At 69.1% G+C, this 17826-nt stretch carries 16 protein-coding genes; 7 read left to right on the forward strand and 9 right to left on the reverse strand.

Annotation, left to right across the window (positions count from 1 at the left end; translation table 11 throughout):
* The first annotated feature begins 25 nt into the window (after positions 1-25).
* Positions 26-631, forward strand: a complete 606-nt coding sequence (locus tag JS278_RS15445; protein WP_114045966.1) for a hypothetical protein — start codon at positions 26-28, stop codon at positions 629-631.
* A gap of 84 nt (positions 632-715) precedes the next feature.
* Here the strand turns inward: JS278_RS15445 and JS278_RS15450 are convergent, their stop codons facing one another.
* From JS278_RS15450 to JS278_RS15465, 4 genes are all read right to left on the reverse strand, one after another.
* Positions 716-1933, reverse strand: a complete 1218-nt coding sequence (locus JS278_RS15450) for a multidrug effflux MFS transporter (RefSeq protein WP_114045967.1) — start codon at positions 1931-1933, stop codon at positions 716-718.
* Positions 1934-1952: 19 nt separating this feature from the next.
* Entirely contained in the window at positions 1953-2525 is a 573-nt protein-coding gene (locus JS278_RS15455) for an NADPH-dependent F420 reductase (protein ID WP_114045968.1), read from the reverse strand.
* Positions 2526-2786: 261 nt separating this feature from the next.
* A complete protein-coding gene (locus JS278_RS15460) occupies positions 2787-3470 on the reverse strand; it encodes a response regulator (protein WP_114045969.1) in 684 nt (227 codons plus the stop codon).
* Positions 3467-4384 (reverse strand): sensor histidine kinase, encoded by a 918-nt coding sequence (locus tag JS278_RS15465; protein WP_181833768.1) that lies wholly within the window; start codon positions 4382-4384, stop codon positions 3467-3469. Before JS278_RS15465 ends, JS278_RS15460 begins: the two co-directional genes overlap by 4 nt.
* 452 nt (positions 4385-4836) lie before the next feature.
* Between JS278_RS15465 and JS278_RS15470 the strand changes: the two genes are divergently transcribed.
* The 3 genes from JS278_RS15470 (at position 4837) to JS278_RS15480 (ending at position 8865) form a co-directional block, all read left to right on the forward strand.
* Positions 4837-5214 (forward strand): hypothetical protein, encoded by a 378-nt coding sequence (locus JS278_RS15470; protein WP_114045971.1) that lies wholly within the window; start codon positions 4837-4839, stop codon positions 5212-5214.
* Between the two features lie 76 nt (positions 5215-5290).
* Positions 5291-7591 carry a DMT family transporter gene (locus tag JS278_RS15475; RefSeq protein WP_114045972.1) on the forward strand — a complete coding sequence of 767 codons (2301 nt, stop codon included), beginning with the start codon at positions 5291-5293 and terminating at the stop codon, positions 7589-7591.
* A complete protein-coding gene (locus tag JS278_RS15480; RefSeq protein WP_114045973.1) occupies positions 7588-8865 on the forward strand; it encodes a glycosyltransferase in 1278 nt (425 codons plus the stop codon). Before JS278_RS15475 ends, JS278_RS15480 begins: the two co-directional genes overlap by 4 nt.
* On the opposite strand, the gene JS278_RS15485 is transcribed toward JS278_RS15480, so the two are convergent.
* Positions 8831-9667 carry a pseudouridine synthase gene (locus JS278_RS15485; RefSeq protein WP_114046388.1) on the reverse strand — a complete coding sequence of 279 codons (837 nt, stop codon included), beginning with the start codon at positions 9665-9667 and terminating at the stop codon, positions 8831-8833. The two genes, JS278_RS15480 and JS278_RS15485, sit on opposite strands and share 35 nt — an antisense overlap.
* A gap of 290 nt (positions 9668-9957) precedes the next feature.
* On the opposite strand from JS278_RS15485, the gene trxA reads away from it, so the two are divergent.
* The 3 genes from trxA to JS278_RS15500 all read left to right on the forward strand — a co-directional run bounded on the left by trxA (position 9958) and on the right by JS278_RS15500 (position 11528).
* Positions 9958-10284 carry a thioredoxin gene (gene trxA / locus JS278_RS15490; RefSeq protein ID WP_114045974.1) on the forward strand — a complete coding sequence of 109 codons (327 nt, stop codon included), beginning with the start codon at positions 9958-9960 and terminating at the stop codon, positions 10282-10284.
* Positions 10281-10934, forward strand: coding sequence for a hypothetical protein (locus JS278_RS15495; protein ID WP_114045975.1), 654 nt, complete (start codon positions 10281-10283; stop codon positions 10932-10934). Before trxA ends, JS278_RS15495 begins: the two co-directional genes overlap by 4 nt.
* Positions 10935-11090: 156 nt before the next feature.
* Positions 11091-11528 (forward strand): OsmC family protein, encoded by a 438-nt coding sequence (locus JS278_RS15500; RefSeq protein ID WP_114046389.1) that lies wholly within the window; start codon positions 11091-11093, stop codon positions 11526-11528.
* A 24-nt stretch (positions 11529-11552) separates the two neighbouring features.
* On the opposite strand, the gene JS278_RS15505 is transcribed toward JS278_RS15500, so the two are convergent.
* The 4 genes from JS278_RS15505 to JS278_RS15520 form a co-directional block, all read right to left on the reverse strand.
* Entirely contained in the window at positions 11553-13862 is a 2310-nt protein-coding gene (locus JS278_RS15505; protein ID WP_147243250.1) for a sensor histidine kinase, read from the reverse strand.
* A 21-nt stretch (positions 13863-13883) separates the two neighbouring features.
* Positions 13884-14573, reverse strand: coding sequence for a response regulator transcription factor (locus JS278_RS15510; RefSeq protein ID WP_147243251.1), 690 nt, complete (start codon positions 14571-14573; stop codon positions 13884-13886).
* Positions 14574-14941: 368 nt separating this feature from the next.
* Positions 14942-15421 (reverse strand): 5' nucleotidase, NT5C type, encoded by a 480-nt coding sequence (locus JS278_RS15515; RefSeq protein WP_114045978.1) that lies wholly within the window; start codon positions 15419-15421, stop codon positions 14942-14944.
* A 222-nt stretch (positions 15422-15643) separates the two neighbouring features.
* Positions 15644-17359, reverse strand: coding sequence for a hypothetical protein (locus tag JS278_RS15520; RefSeq protein ID WP_114045979.1), 1716 nt, complete (start codon positions 17357-17359; stop codon positions 15644-15646).
* Between the last annotated feature and the right edge of the window lie 467 nt (positions 17360-17826).

The following is a 17826-nucleotide window of genomic DNA, read 5'->3' on the forward strand; positions in this document are numbered from 1 at the left end:
CCCCTTGACGCGCCAGACTGGGGGCATGATCCCCACCCGCACCGACGATCTGCGGTTCGCCTCCTGGCTCAGAGACGCCGTCCCGACGGGATTCGAGGTGTACCGCAGGATTCCGCACGGGGATGAGGGGATCACCCGCGACACACTCCTGGCGCTGGTCGAGCAGTTGCGTGCGGTGACCCCGGCGTATCTTCAGCGGGAGGTCTGTCTCGGTCTGTGGGAGGGGCACCCGGGCATCTTCGGCGGGGCGGCGGAGGTGCCCGGCACCGGATCGCCGGCCGGTGGTCGACTCGGCCGCGCGGTGGCCGGGGCGGTCCACATCGGGGCCCGGATCTCGAGCTCCGGGGACCGCCGGCGAGCCGAGCGGGCGGCCTGGATGGACGATCTCACCCACCAGCGTCTGGAGCTGTCGGGGCACCGCTATCTGCTGTTCCGGGGCCCGCTGGCCCCGGTGATCCAGTGGGCACGAGACCGCGGGCCGGTGCCCTTCCGCCACGCTCCCGATCTCATCTGGCCCGACGACCACTCCTGGATCGTCTCGGCCCCGCCCGACCTGGGATTCATCGTCGTGGCGGGTACCCGGGAACTGGCCGACGCTCTGGACGCCGATCCGCGGCTGTCAGTGATGTGAGGGTGCGAATATCACTCACCCGGGCAGCGGATCCGGGACATTCTTGGTGGATCGACCCCTCCAGCCAGTGATATCCGGACTCTCTCAGTCGGAGGCCGGCCGTGCCACCACGTAGTGGGCCGAATTGGCCAGCACGGCGCAGATCAGCATCACCACGGCCATCGTGAGGGCCGGGTTGGAACCGAGCCCGACCAGCGGTGAGACGATCCCGGCGATCAGGAACTGCAGGGCGCCCATCAACGCCGATCCGGCCCCGGCGGCGTCGCGCACCTCGGCGGCGCCCAGAGCCGTGGCATTGCCCATCACCAGGCCCAGCCCGAAGACGGTGACCGACAGCAACGGCAGGGTGACCCACAGCCACGGCCCGAACAGGCCGTTGAGGAGCAGCCCCGCCGATCCCACCAGCCCGAGCGTCAGACCGGTACGCACGATCGCGCGCAGACTGAAGTGCTTGATGAACCGGGTGTTGAGGATCGACGCCAGGGTCACCATCACCGCATTGGCGGCGAAGGCCAGCGAGTACATCGTCGACTTCAGGCCCAGCTGGCGCTGGAGGACGAAGGGCGAGGCCGAGATGTAGGAGAACATCACTCCGAACATCACGGCCATGGTGAGGGCGTGGCCGACGTAGACCCGGCGCCGGCAGATCATCGCGATGCTGGGGAGAAGGCGGCGCAGCCCTCCGGGGACGCGCCGTGCGGCGGCCAGCGATTCAGGGACCATGAACACGGCGGCCGCCACCATGAGCAGGTTGAACCCGGCGAGGACGGCGAAGATGCCCCGCCAGCCGATGGGCTCGGCGAGCAGACCGCCGAGGATCGGGGCCATCACCGGGGCGAACCCCTGGATGGCCATCATCACCGAGAACCCGCGGGCCGCCGCCCGGCCGTGGGCCAGGTCGGGGATGATGGCCCGCGACAGCACCGATCCGGTACCACCGGCCGCTCCCATCAGGAAGCGCAGGCCGATGAGCAGCCCGATCGAGTTCGCGAAGACCGCGGCGGCCGAGGTGAGGAAGAAGACCACCGATCCGCCGATGAGCAGCCGGCGTCTCCCGTAGGAGTCCGACAGCGGCCCGATGATCAGCTGGCCGGCGGCCATGCCGATCATGAAGGCGCTCAGCGTGAACTGCGTCATCGAGGAGGTCGTGTGAAGCTCCTCGGCCATCCTCACCAGGGTGGGCAGATACATGTCGGTGCCCAGCGGCCCGGCCGCCGAGAGCAGTGCCAGGGCGGCCAGCAGGCTGGTGCTCAGGGTCGGGATGGCGGAGTGCTGCTCCTGGGACTGCTGGGGATCGGTCACCGAAGGACTCTAGCCCGACTCACTTGATGGTGGCGAAGCCGCCGGTCCAGCCGATCTGCCCGGCCACCGCAAGACCCATCTGGAGGACGCCGACCGCCTCGAGCTCACGGGCACGGCCCAGGTCGCCGGCATCGACGACGTTCAGACCGCCTCCGGTCACCAGCTCACCGAGCCGGGCCTTGGCGTCGGTGTCGTCACCGGCCACCAGGACGGTCGTGATGTCCTCACCGACCCGGCCGGTGGCCAGTGTCGCGGCGAAGTTCGTGTTGAAGGCCTTGAGGACCGTCGAGTCCGGCAGCTTGGCGGCAAGCTCGGCGGCTGCCGAGGAGTCGGCGGCCGGCAGCAGCTTGAAGGTGGTGAAGTCCAGCGGGTTGGTGATGTCCACGACGACCCTGCCGGCGAGCTGCTGGCCGTACTTCGCGACGATGTCGTCGAAGGCGGTGTAGGGCACCGCGAGGATCACGACGTCGCCGTCGATGGTCGCGCCGGTGGCGCTGCTGGTGATGTGGGAGACCTCGGCCCCGCCGGCGGTGAGGACGGAGGCGATCGCGGAGCCCATATTGCCCGCGCCGAAGATGGTGACCTTTGTCATGATGCTGCTTCCTCTCCCGGGCGATGCCCGGCGACGAGATCGGTGATACGTCAACCAGTACAGACCCTAACCAGAGACAGGGCCGGATCAATCCTGAACCGCGATTCTTCACCGACGTCAGGACCGATCTCGGGAGCGGTCCGGCGACATCGGTGCGCGGCCCGGGTCAGGCGAACCGCCCCGGGGGTTCCCGGAACCAGCGACGGGGACCGGGGGGCAACCGGACGATAGTCCTTCCGGCCCGACATCGCCGGGACACGATCAGAGCTCCGGATCGAGCCCGGCGTCGTGGATGAGCAGCGCCGCCTGAACCCTGTTCGTGGTCGCCGTCTTGGTGAGAATGCTGGAGACGTGCGCCTTGACGGTCGGCACCCCCATGTACAGCCGAGCGGCGATCATGGCGTTGGAATCGCCCTGAGCCAGGCGCACCGCGACCTCCCGCTCCCGCGATGTGAGGGCGTCCAGCCGGCTGCGTGCGCTCAGCCGATCGGGATCCCCCACGCCGCCCGAGCCGCTCAGCCCCAGGGCGCCGACAACCGCACGGGTGACCCCCGGCGACAGCACCGAGTCTCCGGCGGCGACGCTGTGGACGGCGCGCACGATCTCATCCGGCGGGCTGTCCTTGACGATGTACCCGGCCGCTCCGGCCGCCAGAGCACGGAGCACCAGTTCATCCTCGGCATAGGTCGTCAGGATGAGGACGTCCGTCGTGACGCCGCTGCCTGTGATCTCGCGAGTGGCCTCGATCCCGTCGAGCACCGGCATCCGCACATCCATCAGCACGACGTCGATGCCTCCCGCGGCGACAGCCGCGACGGCCTCCCGCCCGTCGCCGGCCTGGCCGACGATACGCAGATCCTGCCTGCCGCCCAGCATCAGTGACAGGCCGGACCGCACCAGGGCGTCGTCATCGACCAGGAGCACCCGCACCGACGTGTCAGTCATGACCGTTCCTCATCTGTCGCCTCCCAGGTGAGAGGCAGCTCTGCGGAGATCCGGAATCCGCCCCGCTGCGTCGACCCGTACTCCAGTGTCCCGTGCAGAGCGGCCACCCTCTCCGACAGGCCAAGAAGCCCCACCCCGGCGCCGGACGGTCGCCCTTCCTGAGGGGGGGTCCATTCATTCTCCACGACGATGCTCAGGTGCGAGTCGCCGGCCATGGCGAGCACCACCCGGACGGGGGCTCCAGGCGCGTGCTTCCCCGCATTGGTGAGGCCCTCCTGGACGATCCGGTATGCCGCGATCCCGCATTGGGAACCGGCCCGGCCGAGATCCACCCCATCGGCGCTGAACCCGATATCGCCCCCGGTGTGGCGGACCCGATCGACGAGTTCCGGCACGTCGCTCAGACGGGCAGCCGGTGCTCTGGCAGGATCCTCCGGCTCCTCCCGCAGGGCCCGGATCGCGGTGCGAAGCTCGTCGAGTCCGTCGTGGACCGTCTCGCGTATCACTCGTGCCGAGGAGGCTATCTCTTCCGGTCGTGCGTCCGGCCGCATCTCCAGTGCGCCGGCGTGGATACCGAGCACCGCGAATCTGTGCGACAGGACATCATGCATGTCGCGGGCGATCCTGCGCCTCTCCGCGGCCCGAGCCCGGTCGACCGCCGCGATCCGCTCCTCATCGGCCCGGTCCAATCGGTCGACAAGGGTCGCCAGGAGCTGGCGACGGGTCCTCAGGTACATCCCCCATCCGGTGAATGACAGGGTCAGCACAAGGGTGACGAGGATCCAGGGGCCTGTCGAGGATGCAGGGTTGCCGTACAGCATGAGGTTGGGCCAGGCCGCCATGGAGAACAGCACCGACAGGGCGATGGCCCACGGCGCCCGTCGATATTCCGCGACGGTGAAGACAGCCACCATGACCAACCCACTTATGAATGTAGTGAATGTCGACACCACCAAGACATAGAACGCGAAACATAGAGGATATCGACGTCGCCACCACATGAGCACGAATCCGATGACGGCCAACCCTGCATCAATGATATTCAGAAACCTTGGATATCGAGCCAGACCGGACGAAAGGGATCCCGCGACGACGACGCCGAATATCAGGGCCAGCACCGTCATCACCACGTTAGAGGCCGCATCGCGCGCACGCGATCGCGCCACCGGAGACTGCCTCATACTCCTCCAGCATACCAATGCCGTGCAGTCGATCCACCCGGATCGGCGGACCCTGTCAAACCCCATACCAAGGTATGAGTGAACACGTCCGAAAGTATGGGTGAACACACACCGATGACGAATATGAACCCATTCCGGATCGGGCCACACTGTGAGGTATTCGCATTCAATGACAGGAGAGAACCATGACTCGCAGTGCTGAATATGTGGGAGCCTACGCAACCGAGCTCGAAGCCGCGACCGCCGGTGACAGGGCGGCCGGCGGGATCAGCCAGAAGGTGCTGTTCCGTCACCGGGGGACCGTTGAGCTGACTACCGACCGCCTGGTGCTGAACGACTGGTCCGACGGGCCCTTGAGACTCCCCCGATCCGCGGTCATCGGGCTCGCACGCACCTACACGGATTTGTACGGTCGATTCGTCGGCGGCCTGCTGGACGCGGGAAAACCCCTGATCGTGGACACGACCGAGGGCCGGATCTACCTGCTGATCGACCACAAGGGGTTCATGGAGACCAACCGGAACAAGGCCTGGGAGGAGGCCATCCGGGAATGGTTGGCCTGAGCTGTCGGGTTAACCCCACCACGGTTCACCTGACAGCTTCAATGGCAGGGCCACGCATCGGCGGTTGGCTTCAGGTATGAGCCCGATCACCCCGCAGATCACCGTCGCGCTGGCCGTCCTGATGGCCGTGCTGGGCTCCTTCGGCCTGGCGGCGGGCTCGGTCGTGCAGCACAGCGCGGTTGTCCGACACAGCTCGGTCACATCAGGGCGGCCCGGCACGGGCTCGATGACCCTGCGCCAGATCACCTCCTTGCTCACCGATCGCCGCTGGCTGGCGGGGATGGCGATCATCGTCACCGGTACCCTGCTCAACGTCGCGGCCATCTTCTTGGCGCCGGTCTCAGTGGTTCAGCCGGTCGGGGTGCTGGCCGTCGTGTGGTCGGTGCTGCTGGCCGCACGCATCGACGGCTCCCGCCACCGTCCCCGTCCCCCTCGCACTCGAAAAGCCGTCTGGGCGGCGATCCTGGTCACCATCGCCGGACTGGCCGGATTCACGGCGCTGTCGGCCGGCCACGCGGGCCCGCCGCAGGCCCCCGATCTGGGCCGCGCCGGCGTCATCGCCATGGTGGCCGCCATCGTCGGGCTGGTCCTGGCGGCGTCGCACCGGCTGGCCCGGCCCCGCGACCGGGCCCTGCTGCTGGCCACCTCCGGGGCCGTCCTCTACGGCGTCACCGCCGCCCTGGTGAAGCTCGTCTCCACCCTGCTGGCCGGCGGGCAGGCGATCATCTCGGCCCCGGTGCTGCTCACCACGGCGGGCATCGTCGCGGCCGCCCTGATCGGCGGGTTCATCGTCCAGCAGGCCTACGCGGCCGGCCGGGCCGAGGTGACCGTCGGGGCGCTGACCACCATCGATCCGATCGTCGCGGTCGTCTTCGGGATGGTCGCCCTGGGCGAGGGGGCCGACGCCGGGGCCCCGGTCATCGCGGCCATGGCCGCCTGCGGTGCCGTCGCGGCCCTCGGCATCGCCTCCCTCTCCCGGTTTCAGACACCACGGCCTCAGACATCCCGATCTCGCATCGCAACCACGACACCCACGATCACCCCGGAGGCATCCATGACCCCCCATGTTCGGCGCGACGACCTCAGCGTCGCCGTCGTCTCCGACTACTCCCTGGCCCACCTGGGCGGCGCCGAGAACGCCTACGCCGACCAGGTCCGCTCCCTGGCCACCGTGGCCCGCGTGCTGGCGGTCAACCCACCCAGCAGGCGACTCGACCGGCTCGGGGAGCGCGACGGCGTCACCGCCATGCCGGTCAGAGCCGCGCTCACCCTCCCCGGCCTGGGCCTGCCGGTGATCCGCAACACCGCAGGCCTGCGCGCCCGGCTGCGCCAGGCCTTCACCGCCCACGGCGTCGACGTCGTCCACGTCCACTCCGAGTTCGGTCTGGCCGCTGCCGCCGTCCAGACGGCCCAGGAGCTGGGCATCCCGACCGTCGCGACCGTCCACACCTTCTTCTGGCAGACCCGGGCGCCGGTGCAGCGGATCCTGGTCGGCGTCGTCCCGCGGTTCCACCGCATGGTCACCGGCCTGGAACCCTCCGCGGAGATTCTTGCGGAGCGCCCCGGGGACTCCGCCCTGCGCAATATGACCCTGACCCTGGCCCGCCGGGTCGACCGGGTGGCCTCACCCTCTGCGCACCAGGCGGCCAGACTGCGCAAGTCCGACCTGCCACGTATCGACGTCGTGCCCAACTCGGCTCCCGCAAACCCGGATGCTGCGCCTCTGACAAGGGTCGACGGCCCGCTGCGCGTGCTGTGGATCGGACGCTTCGCCCCGGAGAAGCGGGTCGTGCCCTTCGTCGAGGCGGCGCTGACCGCCTTGGACGCCGTCGGGCCCGACAACCTGCGGGTCGACCTCATCGGCACCGGCCCGCAGTTCTGCCGGGTGGCGCGGATGATCGACGCCAGGCCCGGGATCCACCTGACCGGCGCCCTGCCGAACGAACTCATCGGCACCCATCTGAGACGCAGCCATGTCACCGTGCTCAGTTCGATCGGCTGGGACAACCAGCCGATGACGATCGCCGAGTCCGTGACCGCGCTGCGCGGCGTCATCTGGTGCGATCCGGCCCTCACCGAGGGGCTGGTCGCCGCCGAAGGCCTGCCCGGCGCCGGGATTCCAGCCTTCGGCGGGCAGGTCCTCGGCAGGCAGATCGCCGACAAGCAGGACGCCGACCTGGCGAGCACTCTCGCCGCGCTGGCGCTGTCCCCGGGCCCGGTCATCGAGGCCTCCCGCCGGGCCCTGGCCGCCCGTCAACTGTTCACCGCAGACCACTTCACCGCATCCGTCCTGGACGTCTACCGCCGGGCAGGCGTCCACGACCGGGCGGGATCACGACACATCACGAGCCCGGCTGAGTTGGAGAACGCATCGTGAGGATCCTCATCGGAACCGACACCTACCCACCCACCGTCAACGGCGCCGCCCAGTTCACCCGGCGGCTGGCCCACGGGCTGGCGGCGCGCGGGCACCAGATCCATCTGGCCTGCCCCTCCCCGACCGGCGCCCCCGGCAGGATGATCGACGAGGCAGGCGTCGTCGTCCACCGGTTCCGCTCCTTCCGCTACGCCGGCTACCAGGACTTCCCGGTGGCCCTGCCGGCCGGTCTGCGCGCCACGGCGGGCCAGCTCCTGGACGACGCCGGGCCGGACGCCGTGCACGTCCAGAGCGGCTTCTTCCTGGGCCGCGCGCTGCTCGTCGAGGCCCGGCGGCGCGGCATCGGGATCGTGGCCACCAACCACCTCATGCCCGCCAACGTGCTGGACCACCTGCCCTGCCCCCAGGCGCTGCGCCCGGCGATGGCCACGGCGCTGTGGCGCGATCTGAGGCGGGTCTATCTCCAGGCCGACGCCGTCACCTCGCCCACGCGGCGGGCGGTCGATCTCATGTACGCCAACACCGGGATCGACGGGCTGGCGGTCTCCAACGGGATCGATCTCGACCGCTACCGCCGCATCCCCCGGGTCATGTCGGGCGGCCCGGTGGTGCTCTTCGTGGGGCGGCTGGATCCGGAGAAGCATCTGGAGGACGCCATCACCGCGATGGCGCTGCTGCCCGACGACGTGCCCGGACGCCTGGAGATCGTCGGCGCCGGATCGGCGCGCGCCGGCTGGGAGCGGCTGGCCGGCGACCTGGATCTGGACCCCGACCGGGTGAGGTTCCTCGGCAAGCTGCCGGACGACGAGCTGCTCGAGGCCTACGGCCGGGCGAGCGTGTTCGCCATGCCCGGCACCGCGGAGTTGCAGTCCCTGGTGACTCTGGAGGCGATGGCCACCGGGATGCCGGTGGTGGCCGCCGACGCGATGGCGCTGCCCCATCTGGTCCATGACGGCGAGAACGGCTTCCTGTACCGGCCCGGTGACGCGACAGCCCTGGCCGGACGGCTCGCCACCCTGCTGGGCGATGCGGGGCTGCGCCACAGGATGGCCGAGGAGGGACGCCGGATCGTCGCGCCGCACGGGATCGAGCACACCCTGGACACCTTCGAGGGGCTGTACCGGCAGGTCCGTCGTCTCACCCCGCTGTCCTCCCGGACGACGGGCCGGCAGCCTGCGGGACGGGTTGCGGACCGTCAAGCTTCTGACCGTCCGAGCCGCCCGGCCGCCATGGCGGAGCTCATCGCCATGCCGCCAGCGGTCTCCGCGAGGTGAACACCCGCTCGGTGCCGTCGACCGGATCGATGAAGGACATCCGGTGGGCCTGGAGCTGGAGCGGATGCGAGAAATCGTCCAGGGCGACGTCGAGCAGGTCGGGGTAGAAGGGGTCGTTGAGGATCGGGGCGCCGAGCCGGGCGAAGTGCAGCCGGATCTGGTGGGTCTTGCCGGTGAGCGGCTCGGCCTCGTAGAGTCCCAGCTCCCGCCCGCCGGCCCTCCGGCGGCCCAGGAGCCGGATCCGGGTCCGGGCATTCGGTTCGGCGCCGTCGACCTCCCGGGCCTGGAGCACCCCGCGCTCCTTGACGATGTGACTGGAGACCTCGACACCTCCGGCCGGCAGATCCAGAACCGGCGCGACCACGCGATAGGTCTTGTGGACGCCGCGATGCTCGAAGAGCTCCTGGTAGGGGCGGCGCCAGCGGCGCTGGCAGGTGAGCAGCAGCACCCCGGAGGTGACCCGGTCGAGACGGTGGGCGACGGTGAGCTCCGGCATACCCAGCTGCATGCGCAGCTTCACCACCACCGATTCCAGGACATGGGCGCCGCGCGGGATCGAGGACAGGAAGTGCGGCTTGTCGGCCACCAGAATCCGGTCGTCGCGGTACAGGATGCCGATCGGGAAGGGCACCGGGGTCTCGGTCGGCAGGTCGCGATGGAAGTACACGAAGGTCTGGGCCGTGAAGGGGGTCGACGCCGTGACCGCACGCCCGTCCACATCGACGAAGAGGCCCTCGGCCAGCATCTCGTCGATCCGCGCCGCACCGATCCGCGGCAGCTTCCACACCAGGAAGTCGCGCATCACGGCCCAGGGCGCACCGGCACGGGGATCCGGCCCCAGATCTGCCGCCAGGCGCCGGCACTCCCCCTGGTCGGGGGTGCGCACCCAGGCCGATTCCAGCCCGTGGCGCTGAGGCAGGGGGGAGCGTGGTGGCACGCAGCAGAATCTATCCGAGTCCTCGCCTCACTCCGCTGACCGCCCGGATCTGCAGGATCCGGACCGGCGACTCGCGCACGATCGCCTCCCGGTCCTTGGGGCCCCGCGCTCGGTCCTCTAGGATCAGGTGGTCCCCCACCGGAGAGGTTTGGTGCATGAGCCAGGTCATCGAGGTCACAGACGCCACATTCGAATCGCTGGTCGTCAACTCCCCGACGCCCGTGCTGGTCGACTACTGGGCCGACTGGTGCGCGCCGTGCAAGCAGCTCTCCCCCGTCATCGACGAGCTGTCCGCCGCCTACGGGGACCGCGTCACCTTCGCGAAGGTCGACACCAACGTCAACCAGGCGATCGCCGCGGACCAGGCGATACTGTCCCTGCCGACCATCCAGGTGTGGCGGGACGGCCGGGTCGTGAGATCCCTTCAGGGCGGGACGTCCCGCAGGGCTCTGGCCCGCGTCCTCGATGAGTGTGCGGGATGAACGACAGACAGCGCCCCGACCGCGGAAGGCGGTTCGCCGAGGAGCCCGAGGACATCACCGCAGGTGCGGGCGGTCCGCCCGAGAATTCCGATTCGCGGCGACGACGTCCGAGCCGCGCGGCCGAGCCCGATTCCAGTTCGGGGCCGTCACGGCGAGCCCTGCTGATCGGCACCTTCGTGGTGGTCCTGGTGGTCGTCGTGGCCGGCATCGCCGCCTATTTCATCAACTCCAGCCAGCCGACCACCCCGACGACGCGGCCCTCGTCGACCTGGGAGCTGGCCCTCCCCGTCCAGGTCGGCAATTACACCCGTGATCCGAACTCGGCCAGCAGCCCCTCGGCCGGCAGCGGGCGCACGACCGTCTCGGCCACCTATGCCAAGGACGGCAAGGACGCCGTCGTCATCCTGATGACCCGCCCCGAGAGCGATCTCAAGCAGTTCATGAAGGACGCCGCCATGAATGCGGTGACCGAACAGGAACTCTCCAAGGGATCGGGCACCGCCCAGTGCGGCACCAGTTCCGACAACAACTACACCGGCTGCGTGGTGCTCAGGGACGACACGGCGGTCCTCGTGATGGGCCTCCTCGACCAGTCCCGCCAGGACCTCGCCGATCTGGCCTGGACCACCGGCGAGGAAGCGGCGTCATAGCGAGGGGACGTCGCGCCGCCCCCTGTATGGCGTTCCGTCTGCCCGGGGCGCACAATGGGGGAGTTGCCCGAGCTGCGGGCGGCCGGAGATCATCTTCCTGACCGGGAGAAGTGTCAGCGTCATTCCGGGCACAGGTCCGGGGAAACAGAGGCCATGATGCCGTCAGCCACCAAGAAGGTGACCGTCACCCGCAGGTCCACCGGGCGTTATCTCGCCACGAACGCCCGCGGTGGGCAGATCCGCTTCGGAACGGGTGCCGACGAGGAGTTCTCCCCCGTGGAGCTGCTTCTGGCCGCGATCGGCGGATGCTCCTCGGTGGACGTCGACCAGGTCACCAGCCGCCGCACCGATCCCGAGCAGTTCGACGTCACGGTCACCGGCCAGAGGATCATCGATGCGGATGGCGCCTCCCGCCTCGATCCGGTGGGCCTGGACTTCGCCGTCCACTTCCCCGACACCGAGGAGGGCCGCGAGGCCGCCGGCCTGGTCGAGCGTCTGGTGAAGCTCTCCCGCGACAAGACCTGCACGGTCTCGCGCACCATCGAGTCCGCCACCCCGGTCGTCTTCAAGGCCGACGGCGAGCCCCTCGACTGACGTCCAGGCCTTCCCGGCCGGCGTTCATGGGGCCACCGGGTGGCGCACGTCCGCTGTCTGCAGTGTCATGAGCACATCGTCGTCGGCATCGATGATCTCCGTCGCGACCTCGTCCGGCATGTCCAGAGCATCCAGCCGCGCCGCAGGTCTCGCCGCATGCCGCCCCGCCGCCGAAGCCACCGTGCCGGAGGGCACCGACAGCGCCACGGTCGCCTCCCCCAGCGGCGATCCGGGATGCCAGCGGCAGGTCAGCCGGGCGCCCCGGCCGGCGGACGAGGCGAGGACCCCGCAGGCCTCCTGGAAGGTCTTCGCCACCACCTGATGCTCGGCGTCGACGGCGTCCGATCCGGTGATGACGACGGTCGCCCCACGTTCCCGGGCGGCTCGGAACAGGCCTCGCATCGCCTCGTCGACGATGTACGGGGCCACCAGCAGGTCGCGGGTGGAGGCCTCCAGGAGCACGCATTCACGGCGGACCGCGGCATCGATCCGCTCACCGGCGGCCAGCCTCCCGAGCATCCTGAGCGGGCCTCCCTCGATGGTGGCCAGACGCCGCTCGGTCTCCGCCCGGACGGCCTCGGCCCGGGCACCGCGCCGCAACGCGTCGAGGGTCCTGGTGCGCGAATCGCGCACGCTGGCCAGGGCGGCGTCCATGCTGCCGGCCGCCCAGGCCGCGGCCATCGACATGGCGATCGGGAAGGTGAAGGAGCTGAACCTGCTGAACATCAGCCAGCCGACGTCGTAGCCGCCGAGCAGCGCGCCGCCGATCGTCACCGCCGGGTAGCTCAGGGCGGCATAGAGGCACCAGCGGCGGCGCCGGGTGCGCCAGGCCAGCGGGGTGAAGACGCCGAGGCTGAATCCGATGAACCACTCCTGCCAGCCGATCTCGGGGGTGAGGTTCAGATTGCCCAGCATCATGGCCTGCGCGCTCACCGTCGCGCCGGCCAGCAGGGCGCACTTCCAGCAGTTCAGGTGCGGCCAGACCATCGCCCCGGCCGCACACAGCACCAGCACGGTGAGGCCGAGATCCTCGAGCCGCCAGTCGATGACGTAGGGGCTGCACGGCACGCCCAGCGAAAGGCTGATGGCCAGGGCGAGGATGAAGAACGCCACCATCGCCCGGAAGTAGCCCAGCTCGTTGATGCGCACCGTCCAGGGTTCGGGGGCGTGCCAGCTCATCGTCACCGTGGTGCCCCGTCCGGGGCCGCTGTCGATCTCGGCGCGACCGCCGCGGGCCTCCATGGTCTCGAGCACCGATCCGCGCAGCCCCCGGCGGTTCTCGGGCACCAGGCCGGGGTCGAATCCACATCCCTCGTCGCGGACCACCAGCTCGGCCCGCTCGGCGCTGAAGGCGCCGGTGACCGTCACCTCGGTGACGCCGGAGTGCCGTGCCACGTTGGTGAGGGCCTCCCCGACCGCCCGCTGGAAGCTCTCGGCCACCATGCCCGACGGCGTCCCCTCGATCCGGATGTCCGCGTGCAGGCCGAGCGCGTGGGCCGCCCGCCGGATCTGTTGGTCGAGCCGCTCGGGATGCTCCCGGTCGCCGGTCTGCCGCAGCGCGTCGAGGGCGTCCTGGGCCAGGATTCGGGCCGGCCTCTCGATGGCGGGCCGGATCGCCTTGGCGGCGGTGCCCAGGGCGTTGAGCACCTTGTCGTGGATGAGGGCGTCCCAGCGGTTGGATTCCGCCAGAGCCTCCTCGGAGCGGATCAGCTCCTCGGCGGAGCGGCGCGACTCGCGGCTGGCCCGCTGGGCCATCCGCACCGTGGTGACCACGGCCGTCCAGCTCATGGTGGCCACCATGCCGATGGCGCCGTAGTAGGCCGAGTTCGCCCAGCTGAGCGAGCCCAGGGCGTCGGTGCCGACCAGCACGAAGCCACCGAGCACGACGGTCGCAGCGATGTCGGCGACGGCGACCGGCCAGGCCAGGCAGGCCCAGGACGCAGCGGCCGCGAGGATGGCGGAATGGGCCAGCGAAGGAGCGAGTTGGCCCGGCGTCACCTGCCAGATCAGGGCGGCGACGAGCACGCCGAGCAGGCACAGGATCGTGTGGGCGACGAGCGCGGGGCGTGCCGGGCGGCGTCGGATCACCAGCACGTTGGCCCATGCCGTGGTAGCGGTGATCATCGGCAGCATGATGCCGATGAGCCAGGAGTCCCTCGGCGTCATCTGGTGATGGGACCACTGGTACACCGAGGCATTGGTGCTCAGCACCAGGCCGAGCAGTGCGGCGAAGGCACCGAGGAAATCGGCGGTCCGATCCATCCCCCGGCCCGCACTCGGTGCCACGATCCGGGTGGCCAGGCGCGCGCGTCCGCGTCGCCCCACACCGATCACGACTCTCCCCCTGGCCGTGGATCAGTGAAGCTCTGGGCCGTCGCAGTAGCCGTCCTCCACCGCACGCTTGTACAACTCGGTGCGGTCGGGGGCGGCTCGGCCCACCTCGCTGTACTTCTGCCTGATGCGCTTGAGCCAGGTCTTGACGGTGTCCTCCTTGACGCTCATCCGGCGGGCGATGGTGGGGATCTTGAGGCCGGCCGCGAAGATGCGCAGCGCCTCCCCCTCGCGCTCCGCCAGATGGGGCCTCATCCAGACGGTGTCGCTGACGATCCGCGCCCACTCCTCGGTCAGCCAGGGTTCCCCGTCGGCAACCGTGGAGATCGCGGCGACGAGGGTGTCGGCGTCCGCGTTCTTCTCCAGCAGCCCGACGGCGCCCGCGGCCAGGCACGCCTGGACGACGGTGGGCCGCGCCTCCTGGGAGAACATCAGGACCGGCGCCTTGAGACGCTCGATGACCCTGGTGACGTTGTCGAACGGGGAGGATCCGTCATTGAGCCGGATGTCGAGCAGCACGACGTCCGGGCGGACCCCCGTGGCGATGAGGTCGTCGACGGTCACGGCGCAGACGTAGTCGGCGATGTCCAGGCGTCCCGCCAGGACCGCGCGCACGCCCTCGAGCAGCACAGGGACGTCATCGACGGCCGCGATGACGAGAGGATGAAGGACGCTCACCGGGCCGTCGGTATCAGGAATCCTGGTGGCAGGCATCAGTGCATTCACAGATTCATGGTGACATCCGTCCTCGGCAGTCGTGTCCGATCCCAGGGATGTCGGCTCCACATATCCGCATAATGAGCACTTTCAAGGCCGCGACGTCACCCGGATGGGTGACAACCGGGGGTGATGGGGGATCGCAGCGGGCCGCGAAGTGACCGAGGTAGCCCCCACGACCACGGTCGCCCGACAATTTCTCGCTCCAGAACTCCTGGTTCAGCATCGTCGCCACCGGATCCGAGGTTCTGGAGCGAGTTCTTGTCATCCGGCTGAGGGGCCACCGCATGTCCGGCCGTTGCTGGATCGGGTGGCGAGTTCACCACCCGATCCAGCAATGCCTCGGCATCGTCACGGCCCGGCTGTCACGCCCGCTCTCTCAGGTACTCCACGACGGCGGGCCAGTCCGGGAAGCGCTCGGAACCGAAGTGCAGCCACTCGGCGCCCGGATTGTGATCGGCGAACTGCGCCGCGCCGTTGCGGTCGCGGTCGTCGATGAGGAAGTCGCCCCGGTTGAGATTCTTGTGGTGGGACAGGATGATCCGCTTCCACAGCGGTGTGCCCTTCTCGGCGCCGAAGTGACGCTGAATCCACTCGACCTTCTGGCTGGCCCCACTGAGATTGCCCCAGGGCACGGTCGACAGGACGTAGGTGTCGAACAGCCCGGCCAGTTCCGTGACCGCCTCGATCGCGCCGGGCATCGGATCCATCAGGGCGAAGAGTCCGGGGATCTTGTCCTCCTCGCTCCGGTACCGCTCGCGCACCGCGGGGTCGAGCCGGGGGAAGGCCGACTCGAAGTCGACGATGACGCCGTCCATGTCGACGTAGAGGATCTTCTGGCCCATGCGTTTCCTCTCCTCGGCCACTCGTTCCATGCTGAGCACACCCTACGGAGCACTGGTAGAGCACCGTCTGGCCAGGGTCATCTCGTCAAGGTTGGAGTGGGTTCCCGGTAGGCAGCTTCGCATACACGGGCGAGACCGGTGGACTGGTCTGACCGCCTCCTCTTCAAGCCTGGGGAACCTCGACGTAGTGGGGTGACCCTGAAACTCGCGGGGGATCACCTGTCAGTCTTCCAGCTCGAACGTGCAGGGAACGCTCTTGCGGGCTCGTATCAGCCTCGTCACGGCCGTGGCGAGGCGAGTCTGTTCGCGCAATCGGCTGGGACGCTGCATGTCGACCGAGCACACTGCCTGGCGGCGCAGGTCCCGGGCTCGCGCCAGATCTTCGGGCTTTCCGGAGAGCTCGTGGCGCTCGGTCACAGTGGAGGCGAGCCGGCTGAGCCTCCGGGGCCATACAGGCAGCTGCTCGGCGGCGTCCGCGGCCTGCTGGTAGCAGTCGACGGCTCGGTCCAGAAGCGCGGGATCGGCCTGCTGGTCGTACTGGTCCCGCAGTAACTCCCCCGCGCGGGTGAACAGGGCGGACCTGTTGACGGCATCCTCGGCATCCGACGCCTCTGTGACAAGTACCTGTACGGCGTCCTCGACATATTGGGCGGCCTCGGCGGCGTGATCGGGCCAGTGCCTGTACAGGTCGGCAATACCGACGAGAAGACAGCTCTGGGGCCATGGGGCTCCGTGATCGGGGCATTCGGAGATTCCCTCGTGAAGCATCGAGGTGGCCTGCTCCATGAAGGAGGAGTCGCCGGTGACCTCGTAGCGATGGCGCAGCAGTCTGCTGGCATGCACGAGAATCATGCAGTAGTCCGCCCAGTTGTCGAAAAGGTTGTCCTGCGCAGCGGCCTGCAGGAGCATGCCGATGGCCCGCCTGAGGTGGGCGAGATCTCCGGTGCGGTCGCACTCCTGAGCGAGGTACTCGCTGGCCTGGATCGTCGCTCGGTGGTCCCTGTGGTCCGGGGCGTTGACGATGAGATCCGGGGCGTTGACGAGGAGATCTGTGGAGCGGGGCTGGAGCAGGACGATGGCCATCTCGAGGTCGTCGGGGTCGAGGTAGGTCTCGTAGCGCTCATGGACGGCATCGGCGGCGTCGGAGAAGTGACCTCGTCGCGTCCAGGATTCGGAGGCACCCGCGGACTGAAGATAGAGATCGACGGCCCGGTCGATGTCGTCGCGACTGCCGAATGCGGCGAAGCAGTCCATCAGGACATCCGCCAGGTCGGACAGGCGCTCAGCGCGATCCTCGCCGTCCGATCCGGCAGTCTCCAGGTCCTCCTGGTACAGGGTGAGGCAGCGCTCCAGATCAGCCAGGCTGTGTCCATGCCGGTAGCGGTTGCGGAGAGCCGACGCCAGGGGCTGGACGACGACGCGTCGCTCCGGGTGGTCGGGGCCGATCAGGGTGAGTATCTGCTCGTACAGGCCGACCAGGCGATCCCAGTCCCGGTGCCTCTCCAGGTTGTCGAGAAGCCGCGGGATCAGGTGCAGCAACGAGAGCACCTCTCCGTGTCTGGGGGTCGTGCAGGTCGCGAGGGCCTGGAAGATCGCGTCGCAGGTCAGATCCAGATCCGCCGGCTCTGCACTGGCGAGGTAGCCGGCGCCGTGGGCCTTCACCAGGAGACGGGACCATTCGAACCGGTCGGGGTCGCTGGAAGGGGTGACGGCAAGGACGCGGTTGATAAGGCCGGCGGTCTCATCGGTATCGGGGAACTGCGACGGATGATCTGCCAGCAGGGCCGCCAGGCGCTTCGTCACTCCGATGCGATCTGCCGCGCTGTCCGCGGCGGCCAAGGCCTGCCGATACAGGTCGGCGGACTGGATCAGGAGTTTCGCGTCCCGGGTCTGCCCGTAATGCTCGAGCAGCCGGTAGGCCTGATGGAGATAATCCATACTGTCCTTGCTAGGTGTGGACGATGTGGGCGGACTGATGCCCAGATGTGGGCGGCGGTGGCGATACAAGCACCGTATCCCGATGTTGACGGCTTCACCGAAACTCGATGATTGTCCTTCTGTCAGCAGGTGTGGCGTGTCCTGTCCATGTTGTCCCCCGCACGGGGGACACCTGACTGGGAACGACAACTGACGACGGCAGGCTGTGTCCTCGGGATCGCCTCGTCCCACCGCCGATCACTCCCGCTTCATCACGGCCCGGCCCGCGCCCAAGATCCCTGACCTCCGCCAGCCCTGCGCGCCTCCCGGTGACACACGATTGACGAGTTCGATCCGCAGAGCGGCCGACGTCTCCGGGCGGAGATCGACGAGCTGCGAGATCACGGAATCGACGTTCGGGTCGCGCCGCCTGACGACCCGGCCTACAAGGACCGCGACAAGATCGCGGAGGTGCACAGATGGCTCGA

The sequence above is a fragment of the Acidipropionibacterium virtanenii genome (genome assembly GCF_003325455.1).
GTDB classification, from domain to species: domain Bacteria; phylum Actinomycetota; class Actinomycetes; order Propionibacteriales; family Propionibacteriaceae; genus Acidipropionibacterium; species Acidipropionibacterium virtanenii.